This window comes from Pseudomonas sp. BIGb0278, from assembly GCF_024809895.1.
Lineage (GTDB): Bacteria > Pseudomonadota > Gammaproteobacteria > Pseudomonadales > Pseudomonadaceae > Aquipseudomonas > Aquipseudomonas shirazensis.
In genome coordinates, this window is sequence record NZ_JANUEL010000005.1 from 35289 (window position 1) to 53636 (window position 18348).

General features: G+C 64.2%; 20 protein-coding genes. 10 read left to right on the forward strand and 10 right to left on the reverse strand.

From position 1 onward, the window contains the following. Window positions 1-26: 26 nt before the first annotated feature. The 4 genes from M2396_RS17305 (at window position 27) to rsd (ending at window position 3790) form a co-directional block, all read left to right on the forward strand. On the forward strand, window positions 27-1127 hold the full coding sequence (locus M2396_RS17305; RefSeq protein WP_224785570.1) for a uroporphyrinogen-III C-methyltransferase: 1101 nt from the start codon (window positions 27-29) through the stop codon (window positions 1125-1127). Continuing rightward, a complete protein-coding gene (locus tag M2396_RS17310) occupies window positions 1124-2362 on the forward strand; it encodes a heme biosynthesis protein HemY (RefSeq protein ID WP_150571418.1) in 1239 nt (412 codons plus the stop codon). The genes M2396_RS17305 and M2396_RS17310 overlap by 4 nt, the downstream gene beginning before the upstream one ends. A gap of 222 nt (window positions 2363-2584) precedes the next feature. After that, window positions 2585-3091: a disulfide bond formation protein B gene (locus M2396_RS17315; protein WP_101322626.1), complete on the forward strand. Its 507-nt coding sequence runs from the start codon at window positions 2585-2587 to the stop codon at window positions 3089-3091. A 228-nt stretch (window positions 3092-3319) separates the two neighbouring features. Continuing rightward, complete coding sequence (gene rsd / locus M2396_RS17320) at window positions 3320-3790, forward strand: sigma D regulator (RefSeq protein WP_101322625.1); 471 nt, start codon at window positions 3320-3322, stop codon at window positions 3788-3790. Between the two features lie 9 nt (window positions 3791-3799). Here rsd and M2396_RS17325 read toward each other — a convergent pair whose 3' ends face one another. After that, the gene (locus tag M2396_RS17325; RefSeq protein ID WP_259076603.1) at window positions 3800-4438 is read right to left on the reverse strand and encodes an FKBP-type peptidyl-prolyl cis-trans isomerase; all 639 of its coding nucleotides are present in this window, start codon (window positions 4436-4438) and stop codon (window positions 3800-3802) included. Window positions 4439-4626: 188 nt separating this feature from the next. On the opposite strand from M2396_RS17325, the gene M2396_RS17330 reads away from it, so the two are divergent. Then, a complete protein-coding gene (locus M2396_RS17330; RefSeq protein ID WP_259076605.1) occupies window positions 4627-5628 on the forward strand; it encodes an AlgP family protein in 1002 nt (333 codons plus the stop codon). On the opposite strand, the gene M2396_RS17335 is transcribed toward M2396_RS17330, so the two are convergent. Beyond that, window positions 5604-6086, reverse strand: coding sequence for a TIGR02444 family protein (locus tag M2396_RS17335; protein ID WP_259076607.1), 483 nt, complete (start codon window positions 6084-6086; stop codon window positions 5604-5606). The genes M2396_RS17330 and M2396_RS17335 overlap by 25 nt on opposite strands. Window positions 6087-6136: 50 nt before the next feature. Between M2396_RS17335 and M2396_RS17340 the strand changes: the two genes are divergently transcribed. The 5 genes from M2396_RS17340 to M2396_RS17360 all read left to right on the forward strand — a co-directional run bounded on the left by M2396_RS17340 (window position 6137) and on the right by M2396_RS17360 (window position 10467). Next, the gene (locus tag M2396_RS17340) at window positions 6137-8047 is read left to right on the forward strand and encodes an ATP-binding cassette domain-containing protein (RefSeq protein WP_101322621.1); all 1911 of its coding nucleotides are present in this window, start codon (window positions 6137-6139) and stop codon (window positions 8045-8047) included. Further along, window positions 8047-8634, forward strand: coding sequence for a mechanosensitive ion channel family protein (locus tag M2396_RS17345; protein WP_101322620.1), 588 nt, complete (start codon window positions 8047-8049; stop codon window positions 8632-8634). The genes M2396_RS17340 and M2396_RS17345 overlap by 1 nt, the downstream gene beginning before the upstream one ends. A 99-nt stretch (window positions 8635-8733) precedes the next feature. Next, on the forward strand, window positions 8734-9366 hold the full coding sequence (locus tag M2396_RS17350; RefSeq protein ID WP_150573204.1) for a LysE family transporter: 633 nt from the start codon (window positions 8734-8736) through the stop codon (window positions 9364-9366). A 149-nt stretch (window positions 9367-9515) separates the two neighbouring features. Further along, the gene (locus M2396_RS17355; RefSeq protein WP_101322618.1) at window positions 9516-9758 is read left to right on the forward strand and encodes a DUF2789 domain-containing protein; all 243 of its coding nucleotides are present in this window, start codon (window positions 9516-9518) and stop codon (window positions 9756-9758) included. 70 nt (window positions 9759-9828) lie between these two features. After that, window positions 9829-10467 carry an NADH:ubiquinone oxidoreductase subunit N gene (locus M2396_RS17360; protein ID WP_188036872.1) on the forward strand — a complete coding sequence of 213 codons (639 nt, stop codon included), beginning with the start codon at window positions 9829-9831 and terminating at the stop codon, window positions 10465-10467. An 8-nt stretch (window positions 10468-10475) separates the two neighbouring features. Here the strand turns inward: M2396_RS17360 and M2396_RS17365 are convergent, their stop codons facing one another. From M2396_RS17365 to M2396_RS17400, 8 genes are all read right to left on the reverse strand, one after another. Beyond that, window positions 10476-10913 (reverse strand): CBS domain-containing protein, encoded by a 438-nt coding sequence (locus M2396_RS17365; protein WP_101322616.1) that lies wholly within the window; start codon window positions 10911-10913, stop codon window positions 10476-10478. 147 nt (window positions 10914-11060) lie between these two features. Further along, a complete protein-coding gene (locus M2396_RS17370; protein WP_259076614.1) occupies window positions 11061-12344 on the reverse strand; it encodes a VWA domain-containing protein in 1284 nt (427 codons plus the stop codon). An 8-nt stretch (window positions 12345-12352) separates the two neighbouring features. Further along, on the reverse strand, window positions 12353-13582 hold the full coding sequence (locus tag M2396_RS17375; RefSeq protein ID WP_259076617.1) for a hypothetical protein: 1230 nt from the start codon (window positions 13580-13582) through the stop codon (window positions 12353-12355). Between the two features lie 45 nt (window positions 13583-13627). After that, window positions 13628-14131, reverse strand: coding sequence for a hypothetical protein (locus M2396_RS17380; RefSeq protein WP_101322613.1), 504 nt, complete (start codon window positions 14129-14131; stop codon window positions 13628-13630). Window positions 14132-14141: 10 nt separating this feature from the next. Next, window positions 14142-14882, reverse strand: coding sequence for a hypothetical protein (locus tag M2396_RS17385; RefSeq protein ID WP_409035108.1), 741 nt, complete (start codon window positions 14880-14882; stop codon window positions 14142-14144). Between the two features lie 20 nt (window positions 14883-14902). Beyond that, window positions 14903-16351 carry a formylglycine-generating enzyme family protein gene (locus tag M2396_RS17390; RefSeq protein WP_262500185.1) on the reverse strand — a complete coding sequence of 483 codons (1449 nt, stop codon included), beginning with the start codon at window positions 16349-16351 and terminating at the stop codon, window positions 14903-14905. A gap of 91 nt (window positions 16352-16442) precedes the next feature. Next, window positions 16443-17666, reverse strand: coding sequence for an ABC transporter permease (locus M2396_RS17395; protein ID WP_101322610.1), 1224 nt, complete (start codon window positions 17664-17666; stop codon window positions 16443-16445). Then, window positions 17650-18348: an ABC transporter ATP-binding protein gene (locus M2396_RS17400; RefSeq protein ID WP_103435361.1), complete on the reverse strand. Its 699-nt coding sequence runs from the start codon at window positions 18346-18348 to the stop codon at window positions 17650-17652. The genes M2396_RS17395 and M2396_RS17400 overlap by 17 nt, the downstream gene beginning before the upstream one ends.

The following is an 18348-nucleotide window of genomic DNA, read 5'->3' on the forward strand; positions in this document are numbered from 1 at the left end:
CGCGCCCCCATGCAAAGGATGGATACGTGAGCGAAACTGTCTTGTCGCAGAATGAACAGCCTTCGGTGCTCGACGCGCCGCAAACCCCTGTCAGCCCGCCGGCCAAGCGCTCAGGCAATGGCATTGCCGTCGTTGCCCTGCTGCTCGGCGCAGCCGGTGTTGCGGTAGGCGGCTGGGGTGTCTGGCAAGTGCGCCAACTGCAGGGCAATGAGCTGGGTCAAAGCCAGCGCATGGAAACCTTCAGCGAGCAGACCGCAGCGTTGCAACAGCGCGATCAGCAGATCAGCGCACAACTTGCCAGCTTGCCGCCGGCCAGCGAGCTGGAAGACCGCCGGCGCCTGGTGGCGCAGTTGCAGGGCGACCAGCAGCGCTTGAGCCAGCGGCTCGATACGGTAATGGGCGAAAGCCGCAAGGAATGGCGCCTGGCCGAAGCCGAGCACCTGCTGCGCCTGGCGACCTTGCGCTTGTCTGCACTGCAGGATGTGACCAGCGCCAAAGCGCTGGTAGAAGGTGCCGACGAGATTCTCCGCGAACAGAGCGACCCAGGTTCATTCGCCGCCCGCGAGCAGCTGGCCCGCAGCCTGGCCACACTCAACAGCACCCAGCAGCCAGACCGCACTGGCCTGTTCCTCAAGCTGGCGGCGCAGCGTGAGCAGGTGCAGCAGCTCAGTGCCCAGTCGCCTGAATTCGACAGCAGCGCAGACGCCATGGGCGCGCTGACTGCGGATGGCGATGCCAGCAGTCGCTGGTCGCGCTGGTGGGCCGAGATCTCCAAGTACTTCCAGATCGAATTCGATGCCGACAACAATGTTCGCCCACTGCTGGCTGGGCAGTCGCTGAATCAACTGCGCTTGGCCCTGAGCCTGACCATCGAGCAGGCCCAATGGGCGGCCCTGAATGGCGAAGCCAAGGTTTATACCCAGGCGCTGGATGATGCTCGCAGCGTACTGCTGGCCAACTTCAACGCCGACAACCCGCAAAGCAAGGCCATGCTCGACAGCCTCAACGCCCTGGCCGAGCAGCCAGTGTCGGTGGTCACCCCTGACCTCAGCGAAAGCCTGGCGGCGGTACAGGCCTACATTCAGCGCCGCCACCTGCCGGCCAACGCCGAAGGGGGCAAGCCATGAAGCGAGTCTATCTGCTCGCGGTGCTGGCAATCGTGGTTGCCGCAGCGCTGGGCATCGCCGTGGCCAAGCACAGCGGCTACGTGATGGTGTCCTACGGCAGCTTCCGCTATCAGTCCGGTCTGTGGGCCGCCTTGGGTGGCTTGATCGGCCTGATCGTAGTGCTGTGGCTGTTGCGCTACGTGCTTGGCCTGATCCTGAGTTCGACCGGGGTGGTCAACCCATGGTCGCGGCGCAATCGCCGCCGGCGCACGCGCATCGCCATCGAACAGGGCCAACTGGATCTGGCCGAAGGTCGTTGGGCCAGCGCGCAGCGTCACCTGCACCGCGCCGCTGAAGCCGAGCGCCAGCCGCTGTTGTATTACCTCGGCGCCGCCCGCGCGGCGAACGAGCTGGGCCGCACTGAAGAAAGCGACAACCTGCTGGAGCGCGCGCTCGAGCGTCAGCCCCAGGCCGAACTGGCGGTGGCATTGACCCACGCCCAACTGCAGATGGATCGCGGCGACAGCGACGGTGCCCTCGAAACCCTGCTGGCGATGCAACAGCGCCACCCGCATAACGGCCAGGTGCTGCGCCTGCTGCAGCAATTACACCTGCAGCGTGGCGACTGGCCGGCGCTGATTCGGCTGCTGCCTGACTTGCGCAAGGGCAAGGTATTGCCAGCCACTGAGTTGGCTGCGCTGGAGCAGCGTGCCTGGGGCCAGAACCTGAGCATCGCCGCGACACGTGGTGATGATGCGGTAGCCGCCCGGCAGGCGCTGGAACGCGCCTGGCAGCAGCTGACCGCCGCGCAGCGCCAGGAGCCGCAGTTGGTGCTCGCCTACGCTGAACAGCTGCGTCAGGTCGGCGCCCAGGGCGAAGCCGAGCAGGTCTTGCGTGCGGCACTCAAACGCCAGTACGAAAGCCATCTGGCCCGGCTGTACGGGCTGATCCGTGGTGATGACCCAGCGCGCCAGCTGCAAACCGCCGAAGGCTGGCTCAAAGAGCACGCTCAGGACCCGAGCCTGCTGTTGACCCTAGGCCGCTTGAGCCTGCAGAACCGCCTGTGGGGCAAGGCGCGCGATTATCTTGAGAGCAGCCTGCGTTTTGAGCGCAACCCGGAAACCTGTGCCGAGCTGGCGCGGTTGCTGGCGAGCCTGGGTGAAACCGAACGCAGCAACCAATTGTTCCAGGAAGGCCTTGGCCTGCTCGACGAGCGCCTGCTGGCGCTGCCGTTGCCAGACGGCGCCCGAGCTTGACCGACCCTTGGGTCTGCGCAAGCCGCGCAGGCCCAAGGGCTGGTATCTAATCTGAAGCGGTGAAGTCAATTTGCGATGACCCCCTTCGGAAATTTCCCACAGCAATCGGTAAACTTTCCTCAGCAATCAGAGACTTGTCCCGACTGTATTGCCTTGAAACAAAGTACCCATTTCCTCTACCGTCTCAAGCCACGTCATTGACTCCTCCGGGACCCCATCGCCATGCCGCTGGCCCGTTTTCGTACTCTATTTTTCCCAGGCTTGCTGGCCTCGCTGGCGATCCTGTTTGCCGCTTTCGCCCTCGAAAGAAACCTGGGGTTGCTGCCTTGCTCGCTGTGTTCCGGCCAGCGCCTGCTGCTGGGCCTGTATGCGCTGGTCTGCCTGGTTGCGCTGGTGCATGCCCCGCAGCGTCTCGGTTGGCTGGTCTACACGATGCTGGCATTGGCCTGCTCGGCCAGCGGCGCGCTGTTGGCGGCGCGGCAGGTCTGGCTGCAGGGCTCGGAGTTTGCTCATGGCGCCTGCCTGCAGCCGCTGCCGACGGTGTTTGAGCAGCCGTGGCGGCAAGCGTTGGAAACCCTGCTCAAGGGTGGCCCTGACTGCGGCGCGTTGTCCTGGAGCTTTCTCGACCTGACCTTGCCCGAGTGGAGCCTGCTGGCCTTCCTGCTGCTGGCAGCGCTGCCGCTGTCGCGGCTGGTGGCTGATCGTTTGCGCCGCCTCGCCCAACATTGATCCAGCGCAAGCTTGGCGCATGGTTCGACCGGCGGCGCGCTATCAAGGGATGAAACGCTTGTATGAACTTTGTCCGATGCGTACCTTGATGGGTAGCACGTGCGGGAATAATCTCCCAGCACGGACACTGAAAACACAACTGCTCGATGCCGTACTGCTGACGTCCCTTTGTCGCGCACCTTTGCGCAACGAGGTGCAGCGGCATCTACCCAGAAGGGAAGAACTGCCATGCTCGATAGTTGCCAGAATGCCCAGGAACGCTGGGGCGGGGTCCACAAGCTGATCGATCGCTGGCTGCTGGAACGCCAGGAGCTGGTGGTGGCTTTCCGCGCACTGCGCGACGCCAAGCCAGCCTTCGCTGACAAGGCGCAGAGCCGTGATTTCTGTGGCGTGTTGGTCGACTATGTATCGGCTTGGCATTTCGAAGTGTTCGAGCAGCTGCTCAGCGAGGCCAAGGCCTTCGACGACAAGCGCGCCCTGGCGCTGGCCGAAGACATGACCCCACGCATCACCGACATCACCCAGATCGCGCTGGACTTCAACGATCACTGTGACAAGGCCGAGTGCAACGACCCTGAGCGCTTCGCTCAGACCCTGCAAGCACTGGGCGGCCATCTGCGCGAACGCTTCGAGCTGGAAGACTGCCTGATCGAAGTGCTGCACACCGCACACAAACAGGAAGCTGCACTGCAGGCCTGATCGCCTCGATCAGTCGGCCACTGCCAGCAATTCGATTTCAAATACCAACGGGGTGTAGGGTGCGATCAGGTCGCCCGCCCCGTCGGCGCCGTAAGCCTGCGCCGAAGGGATCACCAAACGCCATTTGGCTCCCGCCTTCATTTTTGGCAGCGCCGCCTGCCAGCCTTCGATCACCGAGTCCAGACTGAACCACTGCGGTTGCTGGTTCTGGTCGAACACCGAGCCATCCGGCAGACGTCCTACGTAGCGCACTTGCACCTTGCCGCCGGGCTTGGGCTGCGCGCCAGTGCCTGCCTGTAACTCGCTGTAAAGAATTCCTTCAGGTAACTCATGGGTGCCGACTCGGCCGCGTTCATTGGCCATGAAGCGGATTTCAGCCGCTTGTGCCTGGCTGCCCTGGGCCTCGGTTTCATGCTGCTCGAGCAAGCTTTGCATCTGTGCTTGATCGAGCCGCAGCGGCTTGCCTTGGTAGGCCTGGCGCAGGCCTTCGACCAGGGCTTCCAGTTGCAGGTCAGGGACCTCCTCACGCAGCCGCTCACCGAGGCTCGCGCCCAGGCTGTAGGCCATATCCTGATCGGTATTGCTGGCCGGCGCGGCAACACTCAATGGCGCGAGCAGGCAGAGGCTGAGCAGAAGATAACGGGACACGATCGACTCCGGACGCGATGGCCAAGTAGCAACAGCCGAACAAGGGCCAACTACACTTGCTCGAGCTGCACCATAACAACTTTGCCCAGGCATGCAACGCGGCCCCAGCAATACTGTCAAGATGCCCTAGCGGCGGTAGCAGCAGAAGCATAGTATGAGCCGCAATCTCATCAGCCAGGAGGTAAACCATGTCGGCCAAGAAGAAGCCAGTAAGTACGCCGTTGCACCTGCTCCAGCAACTTTCCGGTAGCCTGCTCGAACATCTGGAAGATGCCTGCTCGCAAGCGCTGGCGGATGCAGAGAAACTGTTGGCAAAGTTGGAAAAACAACGCGGCAAGGCGCAGGAAAAACTGCACGGTTCGCGGCTGAAACTGCAAGACGCTGCCCAGGCTGGCAAAGCCAAGGCGCAGAACAAGGCGCACAAGGCTGCCAGCGAACTTGAAGAAGTGCTCGACTCGCTCAAAGAGCGTCAATCGCAGACCCGCATCTACATCCAGCAGCTCAAGCGCGATGCGCAGCAGAGCCTGAAAATCGCTCAAGGCGTAGGCAAGGTCCGTGAAGCAGCCGCCAAGGCCCTCGAGCAACGCACTGTTGCCGAACCTGCTGCCAGCAAGGCGCCAGCCAAGGCAGCCGGCAAGACCACTGCCAGCAAAGCTCCAGCCAAAGTCGCTGCGGTCAAACCCGCCGCCAAGCCAGCTGCTGCCAAAGCGCCTGTTAAAGCTGTCGCCAAGCCGGCTGCCAGCAAAGCACCAGCCAAGGCCGCTGCAGCCAAGCCTGCCGTTGCCAAAGCACCGGCCAAAGCACCGGCCAAAGTAGCTGCCAAGCCCACTGCCAGCAAAGCCCCAGCGAGGACTGCCGCTGCCAAACCGGCGGCTGCCAAAGCGCCAGCCAAACCTGCCGCTGCCAAACCCGTTGCCGCCAAGGCTGCAGCCAAACCTGCTGCTGCCAAGCCTGCAGCCAGCAAGGCGCCAGCTAAAGCCGCTGCAGGCAAACCCGCCGTTGCCAAAGCACCGGCCAAGGCCGCAGCAACCAAACCGGCTGCCAAGCCAGCTGCCGCCAAGCCAGCCGCTGCGAAAACAGACGACGCCAAAGCCAGCACCGCAGCAACCAGCACCAACTCGGCAGCACCAGCGGCAACGCCTGCTGTAGCGGCCAACACCCCAGCTCAGTCGCCGTCTTCGGCGTCCTGAAGGGCTGACGCTGCGGCGCGCAATTGATCCAGCGCGCCGTGGTCGCGGCACAGGTCCGGCGCCACCCGGACCAGCCAATCGTCCGCGGTCTCGTCCGAGCCTGCGGGCCATTGCTGCGAGCACGCCTGCAAACGCTCGAGCAAGGTTTTTTCAGCCTGTAGTTCCAAGCCCTTCAACTGCTCCCGTAACAGTGCCAGCGCGGCATCGCCCTGCGCTGCCATACGCCATTGCTGACGCAGCGTGCGCAGTGGTTGGACAACCTCGATTCGCCACGGCTCAGCTAACGCCAGCAGGGCGCACACGCGCTCATCGCTGACGCGTGCCCGGCGCGCTTGCAGCCAGCTTGCGCAGAGCAGCAGGCACACGTCGGCGCCGTCCTCCTGCAGTTGCAGGCAAGCCGCTTCAAGTCCGGGCCGGGCGTACAGGGCCAGGGCGTAATTCCACAGGTCGGTGTGCATGGTTCCACTCGCGCTAGCGGCCGAGGAAGCTGGTAGACTCCGCGACCATCATGATCAGACTAACCAACCTCACTTTACAGCGTGGTCCGCAGCGCCTGCTAGATAGCGCCGAGATGACGCTGCACGCCGGTCATAAAGCCGGCCTCATCGGTGCCAACGGCGCCGGCAAATCCAGCCTGTTCGCCTTGCTGCGCGGCGAGCTCACGCCCGACGGCGGCGACTGCCAGCTGCCCGGCGACTGGCGCATCGCGCACATGCGTCAGGAGGTCGATACCCTCGAGCGCGTGGCAGTCGACTATGTGCTCGATGGCGACCTGCGCCTGCGTCAGGTCCAGGCCGAGCTGGCAGTGGCCGAGCAAGCCCACGACGGCACTGCGCTGGCCCGCTTGCACAGCGAGCTGGAGGGCGCCGACGGTTATACCGCCGATGCCCGTGCACGCAAGTTGCTGGCCGGCCTTGGCTTCAGCAACGAGCAGATGGACCGCCGCGTCGGCGACTTCTCCGGTGGCTGGCGGATGCGCCTGAACCTGGCGCAGGCCCTGATGTGCCCGTCCGACCTGCTGCTGCTCGACGAGCCGACCAACCACTTGGACCTGGACGCCATCCTCTGGCTGGAAGACTGGCTCAAGGGCTACCCGGGCACGCTGCTGCTGATCTCCCACGATCGCGACTTCCTCGATTCGGTGGTCGACCACGTGCTCCACGTCGAGCAGCGCAAGCTGACCCTGTACAAGGGTGGCTACAGCGCCTTCGAACGCACCCGCGCCGAACGTCTGGCCCAGCAGCAACAGGCCTACGAGAAGCAGCAGGCGCAGCGCGCGCACATGGAAAAGTACATCGCCCGCTTCAAGGCGCAAGCGACCAAGGCCCGTCAGGCGCAGAGCCGGATCAAGGCCCTGGAACGCATGGAAGAGCTGTCGGCAGCGCACGTCGACTCGCCGTTCGACTTCGTCTTCCGCGAATCGCAAAAAATCTCCAGCCCCTTGCTCGACCTTTCCGAAGGCCGTCTGGGTTACGGCGACACCGCCGTGCTGGAGAAGGTCAAGCTGCAGCTTACGCCGGGTGCGCGGATCGGCCTGCTCGGGCCCAACGGCGCCGGCAAGTCGACCCTGATCAAGAACCTTGCCGGCGAACTGCAGCCGCTGGGCGGGCGCCTGGTGCGCGGTGAGAACCTTTCGGTTGGCTATTTCGCCCAGCATCAGCTGGACTCGCTGGACGACAAGGCCAGCCCGCTGCTGCACCTGCAGCGGATTGCCCCGACCGAGCGCGAGCAAACCCTGCGCGACTTCCTTGGCGGCTTCGACTTCCACGGCCCGCGTGCCGAGGAGCCGGTGGTGAACTTCTCCGGTGGTGAAAAAGCCCGGCTGGCCCTGGCCCTGATCGCCTGGGAACGGCCCAACCTGCTGCTGCTCGACGAACCGACCAACCACCTCGACCTGGAAATGCGCCTGGCGCTGACCATGGCTTTGCAGGAGTTCAGCGGGGCAGTGGTGGTGGTCTCTCACGATCGTCACCTGCTCAAGAGCACCACCGACGACTTCCTGCTGGTTGCCGACGGCAAGGTCGACACCTTCGACGGTGACCTCGATGACTACAGCCGCTGGCTGATCGACTACCGCCAGCGCAACGCGCCGGTCAGCAGCACCCCGGTCAACCCGGACAAGACCGACAAAAAGGCCCAGCGTCAGGCCGCCGCTGCCCTGCGCCAGCAACTGGCGCCGCACAAGCGCGCTGCCGACAAGCTCGAAGCCGAGCTGGGCCAGGTGCACAGTCAGCTGGCCGAGATCGACACGGCCCTGGCCGATAGCGGCCTCTACGAGCAATCGCGCAAGGATGCTCTGCGGGACCTGCTCGGCCGTCAGAGCAAACTCAAGCAGCGCGAAGCCGAGCTTGAAGAAGCCTGGATGGAGGCACTTGAGCTGCTCGAAAGCATGCAGGCCGAACTTGAGGCGTTGTCCTGATGGAAGACCTGCACGGCCTGCTGCCGGGGCAATGGATGGATTCACTGTGGCTAGGCGCGCAGATTCTGCTGATCCTCGCCGCAGCGTTCATCCTGCAACGTTTTGTCGGCCGTTGCCTGAGCCGGCTGGGCGAACGCTATCCACTGCCACCAGAATTGCTGGTACCGGTACGTGGCGGCTTGCGCTGGCTGATCATGGGCAGTGCTCTGCTGTTTGTGCTGGAGCGTCTTGGCGTCTCGGCCACCGTGCTCTGGACCGCGCTTTCAGGCTTTGTCGCCGTAGCGGCGGTGGCGTTCTTTGCCATGTGGAGCGTGTTGTCCAACCTGCTCTGCGCCGTGCTGATCTTTACTGTCGGCCCGTTTCGTATCGGTGACGTCGTCGAGTTGGTGGAAACCCTCGACAAGCCGGGCGTGAAGGGCCGAGTGATTGCGATCAACCTGCTGTTCACCACCCTGATGGAAATGCCCGATGCCGGCGGCGCGCTGGTGCAGGTGCCGAATAGCCAGTTCTTCCAGAAGTGCGTACGGCGCTGGCGTGGCAGCGAGGTGCCGGGTGTGGCCAAGGATGTTGCGGTCCAGGCTGACTGACGTTAGCCGCACCTGCTGCAAACCCACAAAAAACGCTGGTGATTTCGCCGCCAACCTCTTAGCTTAATGTTTTGCAACATATCCGCTATGAGGTGCTACATGTCGATGGAAACGTGGTTGGCGTTCTTTGCCGCGTGCTGGGTGATCAGCCTGTCGCCGGGGGCGGGGGCGATTGCCTCGATGTCCAGCGGCCTGCAGTACGGTTTCTGGCGCGGTTACTGGAACGCCCTGGGCCTGCAACTCGGTCTGTTGCTGCAGATCGCGATCATTGCAGCCGGCGTCGGCGCCATCCTCGCTGCCTCGTCTACGGCGTTTCAGGTGATCAAGTGGTTCGGCGTGTTCTACCTCGTGTACCTCGCCTACAAGCAATGGCGCGCGCTGCCCATGGATATGAGCGCCGAGTCGCCGATACGGCCGATCGGCAAGCCGCTGAGCCTGGTGTTCCGTGGTTTGCTGGTCAATGTCAGCAACCCCAAGGCGCTGGTGTTCATGCTCGCCGTGCTGCCGCAGTTCATCGACCCGCATCAGGCGCTGCTGCCGCAGTATCTGACGATTGCCGCGACCATGGTCTGCGTCGACCTGCTGGTGATGGCTGGTTACACCGGGCTGGCCTCGCGGGTGCTGCGGATGCTGCGCACGCCTAAACAGCAGAAGCGCCTGAACCGTACCTTTGCCGGGTTGTTTGTCGGCGCTGCAGCTTTCCTCGCCACCCTGCGCCGGGCGCCGCTGTGACGCTTGTCGGATAAAAAGTGCAAATTGCTTCGACCTTGAGTGGCCTGGCTGGTGTCTATCTTTGAGCAAGGTGGCTGCGGCCACCTCATCTCTCACTCAACCAGCGCCGGGCCGGCGTCGTCGACGGCCAGCTTGGCGAGGAGGCACCCATGGAAGCACCGACTCATCAGTTTGCCGAACTGTTCATGCAACTGGGGCTGGACCACGATGCGCAGAGCATCGATCAGTTCATCACCTCGCACTCGCCGCTGAAAAACGAAATCAAGCTGGTCGATGCGCCGTTCTGGAGCGACTCGCAGCGCGCATTCCTCAAAGAAGCGGTGCTTGAGGACGCCGACTGGGCAATCCCCTTTGATCAACTCAACGAAGCCCTGCGTCGCCCCCGCAAATAAAGCGCCGAGCGGCACCTGATGGGTGAAGTGGCGTTGCTATGCTGAGGTAAAACAACAAGGGGATAGCGTGATGAAAGATCCCTATGCAGCCGGTTTCTGGTGCATCGTGGCAATCCTCGGCACCCTGACCACCGGCTACTTCTACGGTATCCGGCACACCCATCAGCTGAACCAGGCCGTGCAGTTTCTGTACGCCGCTGCTGCGGTCACCGCGGCAGCGGCGCTCTGCGGGCTGGCCTGGATCGCCTGGCAGCACTTGCAGCTGAACAGGCGCGAACTCAGCCAGGGCCATACCCTGGTCACCATCTGGAACACCAAAGTTGCCCTGCGCCGGGTCGAAACCGTGTTCGACCGCTATTTCTGGGGCAGTTACTGGCACTCCGGGCGCACCTTCGAAGAGGTCATGGGCGAGCTCAAGGGCACGCCGCTTGAACAAAGCCTGGATGCGCTGAAGTGCCAATGCCGCGAGCTCGACCGTGAAATCCACGACCCTCACCAGCACTGGCTGGCATTTGCCCGCGACCTTTCCAGCGTGGCTACGGCCATGGCCCGTGAGCGCTACCAGCTGGATCTGGGCGACGGGCCGGTGGCCGGCAAGGGCGGCACGGCAGTGCTCAACCGTGATCTGGAAGTGCTGGTGTACACCTGGTCAGCGCGCCTGCGCAGCTTCGACCATCAGCTGGACGAGCTGGAAAGCGCCTATCACTGAAACAACCTTCACTCGCCGCGAATGTACTGTTGCAGCTGGCTGATCAGGTTGGCCTGCTCGGTAATGGTTTCCTTGACCAGGTCGCCGATCGACAGCAAGCCGAGTAGCTTGCCCTCGCTGACCACCGGCAGGTGGCGCAGATGGCGGTCGGTCATCAGTTGCATGCACTCATCGAGCTTGGTTTTGGGCTCAACCGTGATCACCGCTGCGGTCATGATCTCGGCCACTGTAGTGAACGGCGAAGAGCGGCCTTTGAGCATCAGCTTGCGCGCATAGTCACGTTCGCTGACGATGCCCACCACGCGCCCGTCTTCAACCACCGGCAAGGCGCCGATGTTTTTTTCCGCGAGCAGCTTCAGCGCCGCCAGCACCGACTCGGTTGGGCCGATGGTGTAGACGGTCTGGTGTTGTGCCTTGCTCTTGAGGATTTCGTCGACGGTTTTCATGCAGGCCTCGGTGCGCGAATGGGGGGGATGCTCAGGTAAATAAAGCATCCGCCAAGGCGCCTTGCACGGCAACGCGGAAAACGGCATGGAGTCGATTGAAAAACGTCATGGCTGCAAACGGGCGCACGGCGTGCGCCCGTTTGCGCTTCAGCAGCCGTTGCCCTGCGAGACTTCGCGGCTGGCTTGTTCCAACGCGGCGGCCACCGCAGCTGCATCATCAGCGGTATACACCCGGCCACCGGTATTGCTGGCGGCGCAGTTGGAGCCGGTGCTGGCACTGATGTTGACGATGTTGATCCGCAGCCGTGGCTGGTTCTGGGCGATCTGCTCGGAGACCTTGCAGATGCTGGTGCCACAGCTGTCGCGGCCGTCGACGAACATCACGATGACGCCGTCGCGCTCACGCCCGTCCATGCTGGCCGCTGCCGCCTCCAGGCTGACCCCGAGCGCCGTGCCGCCGCGTGCGTTGAGCGTGGCGATACGGTCGATCAGATCTGCGCGCTGGTCACGTGCGAACACGCCATGATCGACGGGCGACTTGCAGCCATTGAAGGTCACCAGGCGCATCGCCACCTTCGGGTCGAGGTCTTCGATGACCGCGCCCAGGGCCGTCTTGGCCACGTTCAGGCGGGTCGTCGGCGGCGCCTTGCCCGACGGCAGAAACTGCTCGACCACCGGGATCTTCGCCAGCAGGCTGATGTACCACGGGTCGTCTGCGCGCTTGACGCGGATGCGTTCGTTCATCGAGCCGGAGGTGTCCAGCACCACGGCGAACTCCGAAGCCTGAAAGCCAGCGCCCGGCGTGCACATGGCGCTGTGATCGGCCTGCCAGCGCGCCCACAGCATTGGCCAGTTCAACCACAGCGCATAGAGCAACGCCAGCAGCAGGCCGAACAGCAGCCATGGCCACAGCCGCAGGCGCCGCGCAGGTACGGCCCTGGGCGGTGGCGCAGGCCTGGGTTGCGGTGCCGGCCTGGCTGCGGGCGGCGCCGGCTTGGGTGCTGGTGCAGGCGGTGGCGGCGGCGGTGGCGCGGCCACCGGCACGGTCTGCCCCCAGCGGATCACCAGCGGTTCGCCGTTGATGCTGTAGAGGTTGCCCAGATCAGGCGGCGCGATCAGGCTGCGCAAGGCGCCTGCTGCCTGGGTCTGACCACGCTGCTGCAGCTCGTTGGCCAACTGACCGACTGCGGCCTGGCGCTCTTCATAGCGTTGTAGCAGCGCTGCCTGCTGGTCGCGGCCCAGCTCGGCATACACATGCGGCTGGCCTTCCAGCGGCGACCACCACTCCAGCACACCATCACGCCCCTGGCGGGGAATGGCATATAGGTGAGCAATGGCCGGCGGGAAGTGCTGGCGGATCAACGCTACCCGCTGCTCGAGTGCAGCGGCGGCGTCCTGGCTGGCGTGGCTGTCGCGGATTACCCGTTGCATCGATCGTCCTAGTTGCAGTTGTTGCTGCTGGAAACTTCCTGGCTCGCCTGTTTCAGCGCGGCCGCCACTTGCACGGCGTTATCGCCGCTGTAGACCCGGCCGCCGGTGCTGTCGGCAATGCAGTTGGCCAGGCTGTTGTTGCTGATATTGACCAGATTGACCCGCAGCCGCGGCTGCTCCTGGGCGATGCGCTGAGCGACTGCACAGACATCCTCGCCACAGCCATCGGCGCCGTCGACGAACATCACGATCACGCCATCGCGGTCGCGGCCGTTCATGCTTTTTGCGGCAAGGTCGAGGCTGGCGCTCAAGGCGGTGCCGTCGTTCGGCACCAGGCCCTCTATGCCGCTGATCAGCGCCGGGCGCTGGGCCGGGGTGAACAGGCCATGGTCGAGCGGCGCTCGGCAGCCGTCGAAGGTGATGAAGCGCGTGTCGATGGCCGGGTGCAGATCATCGACCATCTGCTTGAGGCTCTGCTTGGCGACATCGATGCGTACCGGCGCGCGGGTAACCTCGGCGACTCGCGCCTGGTCGATGGCGGGGTCGGCGATGTTCTGGAAGAACCACTGCTCGTCCTCCGCCGTCGCTGCGACGCTCAGTAGCATCGAACCGGAGGTATCCAGCACCACCGAGAACTCCGGGGGCAGCGCCTGATCATCTTTCATGCAGGCAAATTTGGCCGGCTCGCGCTGTTCATACCAGCGTTGCAGGTACGGCCAGCCAAACCACAAGGCCAGGGCCAGCAGCAACAGGCCAAGCAGGGGCAGCAGGAACCACGGCAACCAGATCCAGCTGCGCGGGCGCGGTGCGGGCACTGGCGCTGCCGCCACCGGTGCTGGCTTGACCGGCGCCGGCTGTGCCCAGCGCACCAGCAGTGGCTCGCCATTGACGCTGTACAGGTGCTCAAGGTTGGCCGGGCCGATCAGCGCGCGCAGCACGCTCGCCTCCTGCTCCTGGCCGCGTTCCTTCAGCTCGCCGACCAACTGGCGCAGGGCGTCCTGGCGCTGGTCATAGACGCGCAGCAAGGTCGCCTGCTGTTCGCCTGTGAGGTCGTGATAGCGCTGCGGCTGGCCTTCCAGCGGCGACCACCACTCACGCACACCGTCCTGGCCGGTGCGCGGGGTGGCGTAGAGATGAGCGATGCTGGCCGGGAAGTGCCTGACGATGATCGCCATGGCCTGTTCCAACACCCGCGGATCGTCCTGCGCGGGTCGGGTATCGCGGGTGACCCGCTGCATGTGGATATCCTGAAAAAGGATCGGCAGCCGTAGCTGCCGAAGGGCTTACTCGTAACCCAGGCTCAGCTGCAAACGGCTGACCTGTTGCTGCAGGGCCTTGAGCTCCTGCTTGCGCGCTTCGACCTGCGCGCTGCTGGCGTTCTGCATTGGCGCTGCCTGGCGGTTCTTCAGCTGTTGCTCGAGGCTGGCAATCTGCTGCTGCACCTCCTGCTTGTTGCCATGGCGGCTCTTGAGCGTGGCCAGCAGCCCGTTCAGGGATTTCTCCAGGTTGGCCTGCTGGCGTTGCTGGCCGGCCAGGTCCTGGCGAGTCGAGCTTTGCAGGGCGCTGAGCTCGCTGAACACCTGATTGAACTGGCGGTTCTGCTCCTGCGCGGTGACCAACTGCTGCTCGCTGTTGCGCACGCCTTCGGCATAGCCGCCGCCGTAGTCGCAATTGAGCTTGCTGACCAGGCTGGCGCTATTGTCGGTAGCGTTGCACTGCGAGGCAGTGGTGGCGCAACCGCCGAGGCTGGCGAGCAGGGCAAGGCCCAGGCAATGACGAAGTGACATGGGCTGTTCCTTAACCGAGGGTGATCGCGGAGCGCTGGTTGTAGAGGCCGTCGACTTCCTGCTGCAGGGCGACGACTTTGTTGTTCATCTTGGCGATCTCGGCCTCGACCTTTTGCACTTCGGCCGGGCTGGCACCACCGTCACGCTCGAGTTTGGCGACCTTCTCGAACTCGGTGACGCGGCTTTTCATATTGCCCAGGTCTTTGCGCATCAGGCCGATGTTGGTATCGACATTGGCGATCTCCTGCTGCGCCTTGGCCTTGTCGACAGTCTTGGCCTTGATGCTCTTCTGGATGTCGGCAATCTGCTGTTTGTCGTCGGCAATCACCCGCTGCAGGGTGTTGCTGCGCTCGACCACCTTGGCGTTTTCTTTCTGCACTTCGCCGGTCATCGCGTTCAGCCGCTGGGTAGTGTCGGCGTACTGCGTGCGGCGCTGGTCGAGGTAGTAGTTGGCGCCCATGGCCACACCGCAAGCGGCAACCCCGGCGATCACCGCGCAGGCAGCCTTGTTGCCCGAGTTGGACAGTACGCAGGCGAGCACGCCGGCACCGGCGGCCATGGCGCAGGCCTGGTATCCCGAAGTGCTGAAGAACTTGGCGTCGGCGCCCGAGGTCAGGCGCGGGTCGGCCTTGCCGCCGCCGCTGTCGCCAAGCATCGAGCTGCCGGTGCTGGCGCAGCCGGTCAGGACCAGGCAGGCGGCCATCATCAGGCTCATCCAGGAGCTGCTACGAGCGGTTTTGCTGTGCATCACGATTACGCTTCCTTGTGGTGTCAGTGGGCGACGGCTTTGCAGCTGTTCAGCCAGGCGTTGGTATCAATTTTCTGCGACTTGAGGAACGACACCTGGTTGGCCCAATGGGCGCGCAGGTACGGCGTCAGTTCCTTGAGATTGTTGTTGGCGGTAAGCACCCCTTCGAGCACCGGCACCTGCGCTTCGAGCAGGCTCTTGCCATACAGCGAGCCGGATTCGACCAGCGAGCTTGCGTAGTAACGGCTGAGCTTGTGCAGGCGCGCGCTTTGCTCGTCGAGCTTGCTCTTGCGCATGCCGCAGGTTGGGTCTTCTTCGCCGGCCTTGCAGTTGGCGGCGTAGTTTTTCTGCAGGAAGTCCAGGTACTGGCCGTCGTCGAGCATCTTGGTGCAAAGGAACGCACCCAGGTTGAGGCTGGCGCGGATGGCCTGGTCGCGGGCTTCCTGTTGCTGCTGGTTGCTCGCGCGCAGCTGGTTTTCGACGGTTTTCAACTGACCCTTGAGGGCCTCGTCCTGCACGCTGGAGGCCAGCGCTTCGAGGGCCTTGACCGTGCCTTTGTCCTTGCTGTCGGCGGCCGGCTGGTCGTTACCCAGGCTGCTCCAGCTCTTCTCGATGGCCTTGACCCGTTCGCGTGAGGTCAGGGTCGGCGACACCAGCGCCAGGCGCATGCCGTTGGTTTTCTTGGTCACCGCGCCTTCGGCGTTGTAGTAGGGCTCTTCCTGACGCAGGGCAGTGCGCAGCTCGGCTTCGCTGGTCAGGTAGTTGCCGCCACGCACGACATAGCCGCCGGCCTGGCCGTGCTGGCGGTCGAGTTTGTTCAGGCGGAACGGTTCGAACATCATCTCGCTGGCGTTGCCGAGCATGTCATGCAGGCCCAGTGGATTGGGCTTGAGCAGGCCGCTCAACTGCAACTGGCCGTTGGCCGATTGCGCACCGGCAAACCATTCGTGGGCGTTCAGGCCGTCAGCCATCGGGTAGCGAATGTCGCGGAATTCGGCAGTGCTGACCTGCAACCCGCCGCGTGCGGCGAACTCCCACTCGACTTCGGTCGGCAGGCGCACGAAGCCCTGCGCGCCGTCTTCGCGGGGCAGCTTGTCGGCAGCATTGGCGCGCAACCAGCGGTTGTACTTGTCGGCGGCCTGCAAGGCGTCCAGCCAGCTGATCGAAACCACCGGCAGGCGCTGTTTGTTGGATGGCGTCGGGCAGGTTTCGTCGGTCAGGGCGCGGTATTGCAGCTGGGTCATTTCGTACTTGGCCAGCAGGTAATAGCGCGACTTGTCGCCTTTGGCGCTGGTGAAGCTGCCGGCGATGAAGGCTGGTCGGGTCTGCTCGACATAGCCGTACTCGGCACTGTCGGCGCCGATGTTGATCGGGTAGTCGTCGAGCGGCCCGACCACCGGGATCAGCACCTTGCGAAACACCATCGCGCCGTCACACGGCATCGGTAGCACGACATCGTCGGCATCGGCCATGGGGTTGTAGAATTTTTCGTCCCAGCTCGCTGCCGCGGCGTCCAGGGCGAAGCCAAGCGCGAGGGGCGCCAGGGCCAGGCGAGCAAAGGTTTTACAGTTCACGCAGACTCTCCGCAGGTTGGATCCGTATCGCCCGCACGGCGCCGATCAAGGCAACCAGGCCAGCGACCAGCAAGGCCAGCAGCAGGGCCACCAGGCCATGCCAGACAGTGATATGGCAAATAAAGGCGCCGGTCGCCTGGCTGCTGCCGAGCAACTGGTCGAACAGCAGACTGCCCAGGTAATAACAGGCCAGCCCGCCGACAAACCCGGTCAGGCTCAGCAGCAGCGCTTGCAGCACCACGTAGACGGCCACCGCGCTGCTGGTGAAACCGAGCAGGCGCAGCACCGCCAGGTCGCGGCGTTTGCGGTCTATGTTGGCCAGAAACGCCCCCACCAACGAGGCAATGCAGCCGATCAGGGCAGCGCCGGCGATGACTCCGAAGATCAGCCCCAGCACATGGTTGATGGCTTTGACACTGTCGATTTCAGCCAGCCGGCTGCTGGTCTCGATGCGCTGTTGATTGAGCCACTGCTCCAGCGGCGCGACGCTGTCGATATCGCGTGCATAGACCCGCGCACGGGCATAGCCGACTCCGACCGCCTCCAGCGACTGGCCGCTGCCGGCGCCCAACGCAGGCACCAGGTAACCGTCACGATAGTGTTCAAGGTCCAGCAGCAGCTCAGGGCTGACGAACGCCGCCGGGCGGGCAAAGCGCACAGCGGCGACAATCGCCTGCACGCGCAGAGTGCGCTCGCCACGTTCATTGACTTCGTTGAGGCGGCGACTGACGCGCAGGCGCACGCTGTCGCCGACCTTGGCTTCGAGGCGCTGTGCCGCGCGCTCGCTGAGGATCAGTTGATCGGCTTGCAGTGCGCTGAATTCGCTGGCCAGCAGCGGGTCGTTGGCCGCGGTCGGGATCACTTCGACGTTGTCGACAAAGCGCCCACGCTCGCCAAGCAGGTCGGCCTGGGTATTCAGCGAGCGGGTCTGGCCAATCGCAAAGCCAACCTCAGGCCGTTGTTGCAGGCGTTGCAGCCAGGCCTGGTCGTAATGGCCGCTGCTGAGCATCTTCACTTCGAGGTTGCGCGGGTCGCTGAGCAGCTCCTGCTGCAATTGGCTGACTACCCCATGCTTGAGGCCGAACAGCAACAGCAACGGCGCGATCACCGCCACCAGCGACGCGGCCATGCACAGCGACACGTTGCGGTCATGCCAGAGGTCGGCCAGCGACAGCCTGACCAGCAGCGCCAGGCGCTTATACCAAGGGTTCAAAACGGGTCTCCCCCTGGCCATTGATCGCGCCCAGACGCGGCAGGCCAAAGCGCTCGACCAGCGCCCAGTCGTGCGACACCAGCAAGGCGCTCAGGCCCAGTTCGGCAACCAGCTCCAGCAGCAACTCGAACAGCCGCTGCGCGTTGTGTGGGTCAAGCGCGGCGGTTGGTTCGTCGGCCAGCAGCACCCGCGGTTCGTGGGCGATGGCGCGCACGCAGGCGACCCGCTGGCGCTCACCGATCGACAGTGCCTGCGGCAGTTTGTCCAGCAATGGCGTCAGGCTCAGCGCTGCGACGGCTTTGTCGACCGCATGGCTGTGCGCGTCCAGACCGAGCAGACGGCGCGGCAAGAGGATGTTGTCGCGCACGCTGAGAAACGGCAGCAAGCCGCCGCTCTGCAGGACGAAACCCAGCTCGCGCGAGCGCAGTGCAGCCAAGGCCGCGTGCTGCTCGCCGGCCAGCAGCCGGGCAACGTCGTGCTGCTCGCTGCCGAGGAGGTAACAGTCCAGTCGCTCAGGCTTGAGCAGCAGGCCGATGGCTTCGAGCAGCGTGCTCTTGCCGCAGCCGCTCTCGCCGGTTACCGCCCACACCTCGCCCGCGCGCAACTGCAGCGCATCCAGGCGCACGGCGTGTGACTGTGGTCCCTGGCCGCGGACCACACGCAATCCCTTGATCTCGAGCAT

What these genes read in the sequence shown, in the direction of transcription:
- M2396_RS17310 (WP_150571418.1), top strand. Translation starts at nt 1,124, where the DNA reads ATGAAGCGAGTCTATCTGCTCGCGGTGCTGGCAATCGTGGTTGCCGCA.
- M2396_RS17315 (WP_101322626.1), top strand. Translation starts at nt 2,585, where the DNA reads ATGCCGCTGGCCCGTTTTCGTACTCTATTTTTCCCAGGCTTGCTGGCC.
- rsd (WP_101322625.1), top strand. Translation starts at nt 3,320, where the DNA reads ATGCTCGATAGTTGCCAGAATGCCCAGGAACGCTGGGGCGGGGTCCAC.
- M2396_RS17330 (WP_259076605.1), top strand. Translation starts at nt 4,627, where the DNA reads ATGTCGGCCAAGAAGAAGCCAGTAAGTACGCCGTTGCACCTGCTCCAG.
- M2396_RS17335 (WP_259076607.1), bottom strand. Translation starts at nt 6,086, where the DNA reads ATGCACACCGACCTGTGGAATTACGCCCTGGCCCTGTACGCCCGGCCC.
- M2396_RS17340 (WP_101322621.1), top strand. Translation starts at nt 6,137, where the DNA reads ATGATCAGACTAACCAACCTCACTTTACAGCGTGGTCCGCAGCGCCTG.
- M2396_RS17345 (WP_101322620.1), top strand. Translation starts at nt 8,047, where the DNA reads ATGGAAGACCTGCACGGCCTGCTGCCGGGGCAATGGATGGATTCACTG.
- M2396_RS17350 (WP_150573204.1), top strand. Translation starts at nt 8,734, where the DNA reads ATGTCGATGGAAACGTGGTTGGCGTTCTTTGCCGCGTGCTGGGTGATC.
- M2396_RS17355 (WP_101322618.1), top strand. Translation starts at nt 9,516, where the DNA reads ATGGAAGCACCGACTCATCAGTTTGCCGAACTGTTCATGCAACTGGGG.
- M2396_RS17360 (WP_188036872.1), top strand. Translation starts at nt 9,829, where the DNA reads ATGAAAGATCCCTATGCAGCCGGTTTCTGGTGCATCGTGGCAATCCTC.
- M2396_RS17365 (WP_101322616.1), bottom strand. Translation starts at nt 10,913, where the DNA reads ATGAAAACCGTCGACGAAATCCTCAAGAGCAAGGCACAACACCAGACC.
- M2396_RS17370 (WP_259076614.1), bottom strand. Translation starts at nt 12,344, where the DNA reads ATGCAACGGGTAATCCGCGACAGCCACGCCAGCCAGGACGCCGCCGCT.
- M2396_RS17375 (WP_259076617.1), bottom strand. Translation starts at nt 13,582, where the DNA reads ATGCAGCGGGTCACCCGCGATACCCGACCCGCGCAGGACGATCCGCGG.
- M2396_RS17380 (WP_101322613.1), bottom strand. Translation starts at nt 14,131, where the DNA reads ATGTCACTTCGTCATTGCCTGGGCCTTGCCCTGCTCGCCAGCCTCGGC.
- M2396_RS17390 (WP_262500185.1), bottom strand. Translation starts at nt 16,351, where the DNA reads ATGGCCGATGCCGACGATGTCGTGCTACCGATGCCGTGTGACGGCGCG.
- M2396_RS17400 (WP_103435361.1), bottom strand. Translation starts at nt 18,348, where the DNA reads ATGCTCGAGATCAAGGGATTGCGTGTGGTCCGCGGCCAGGGACCACAG.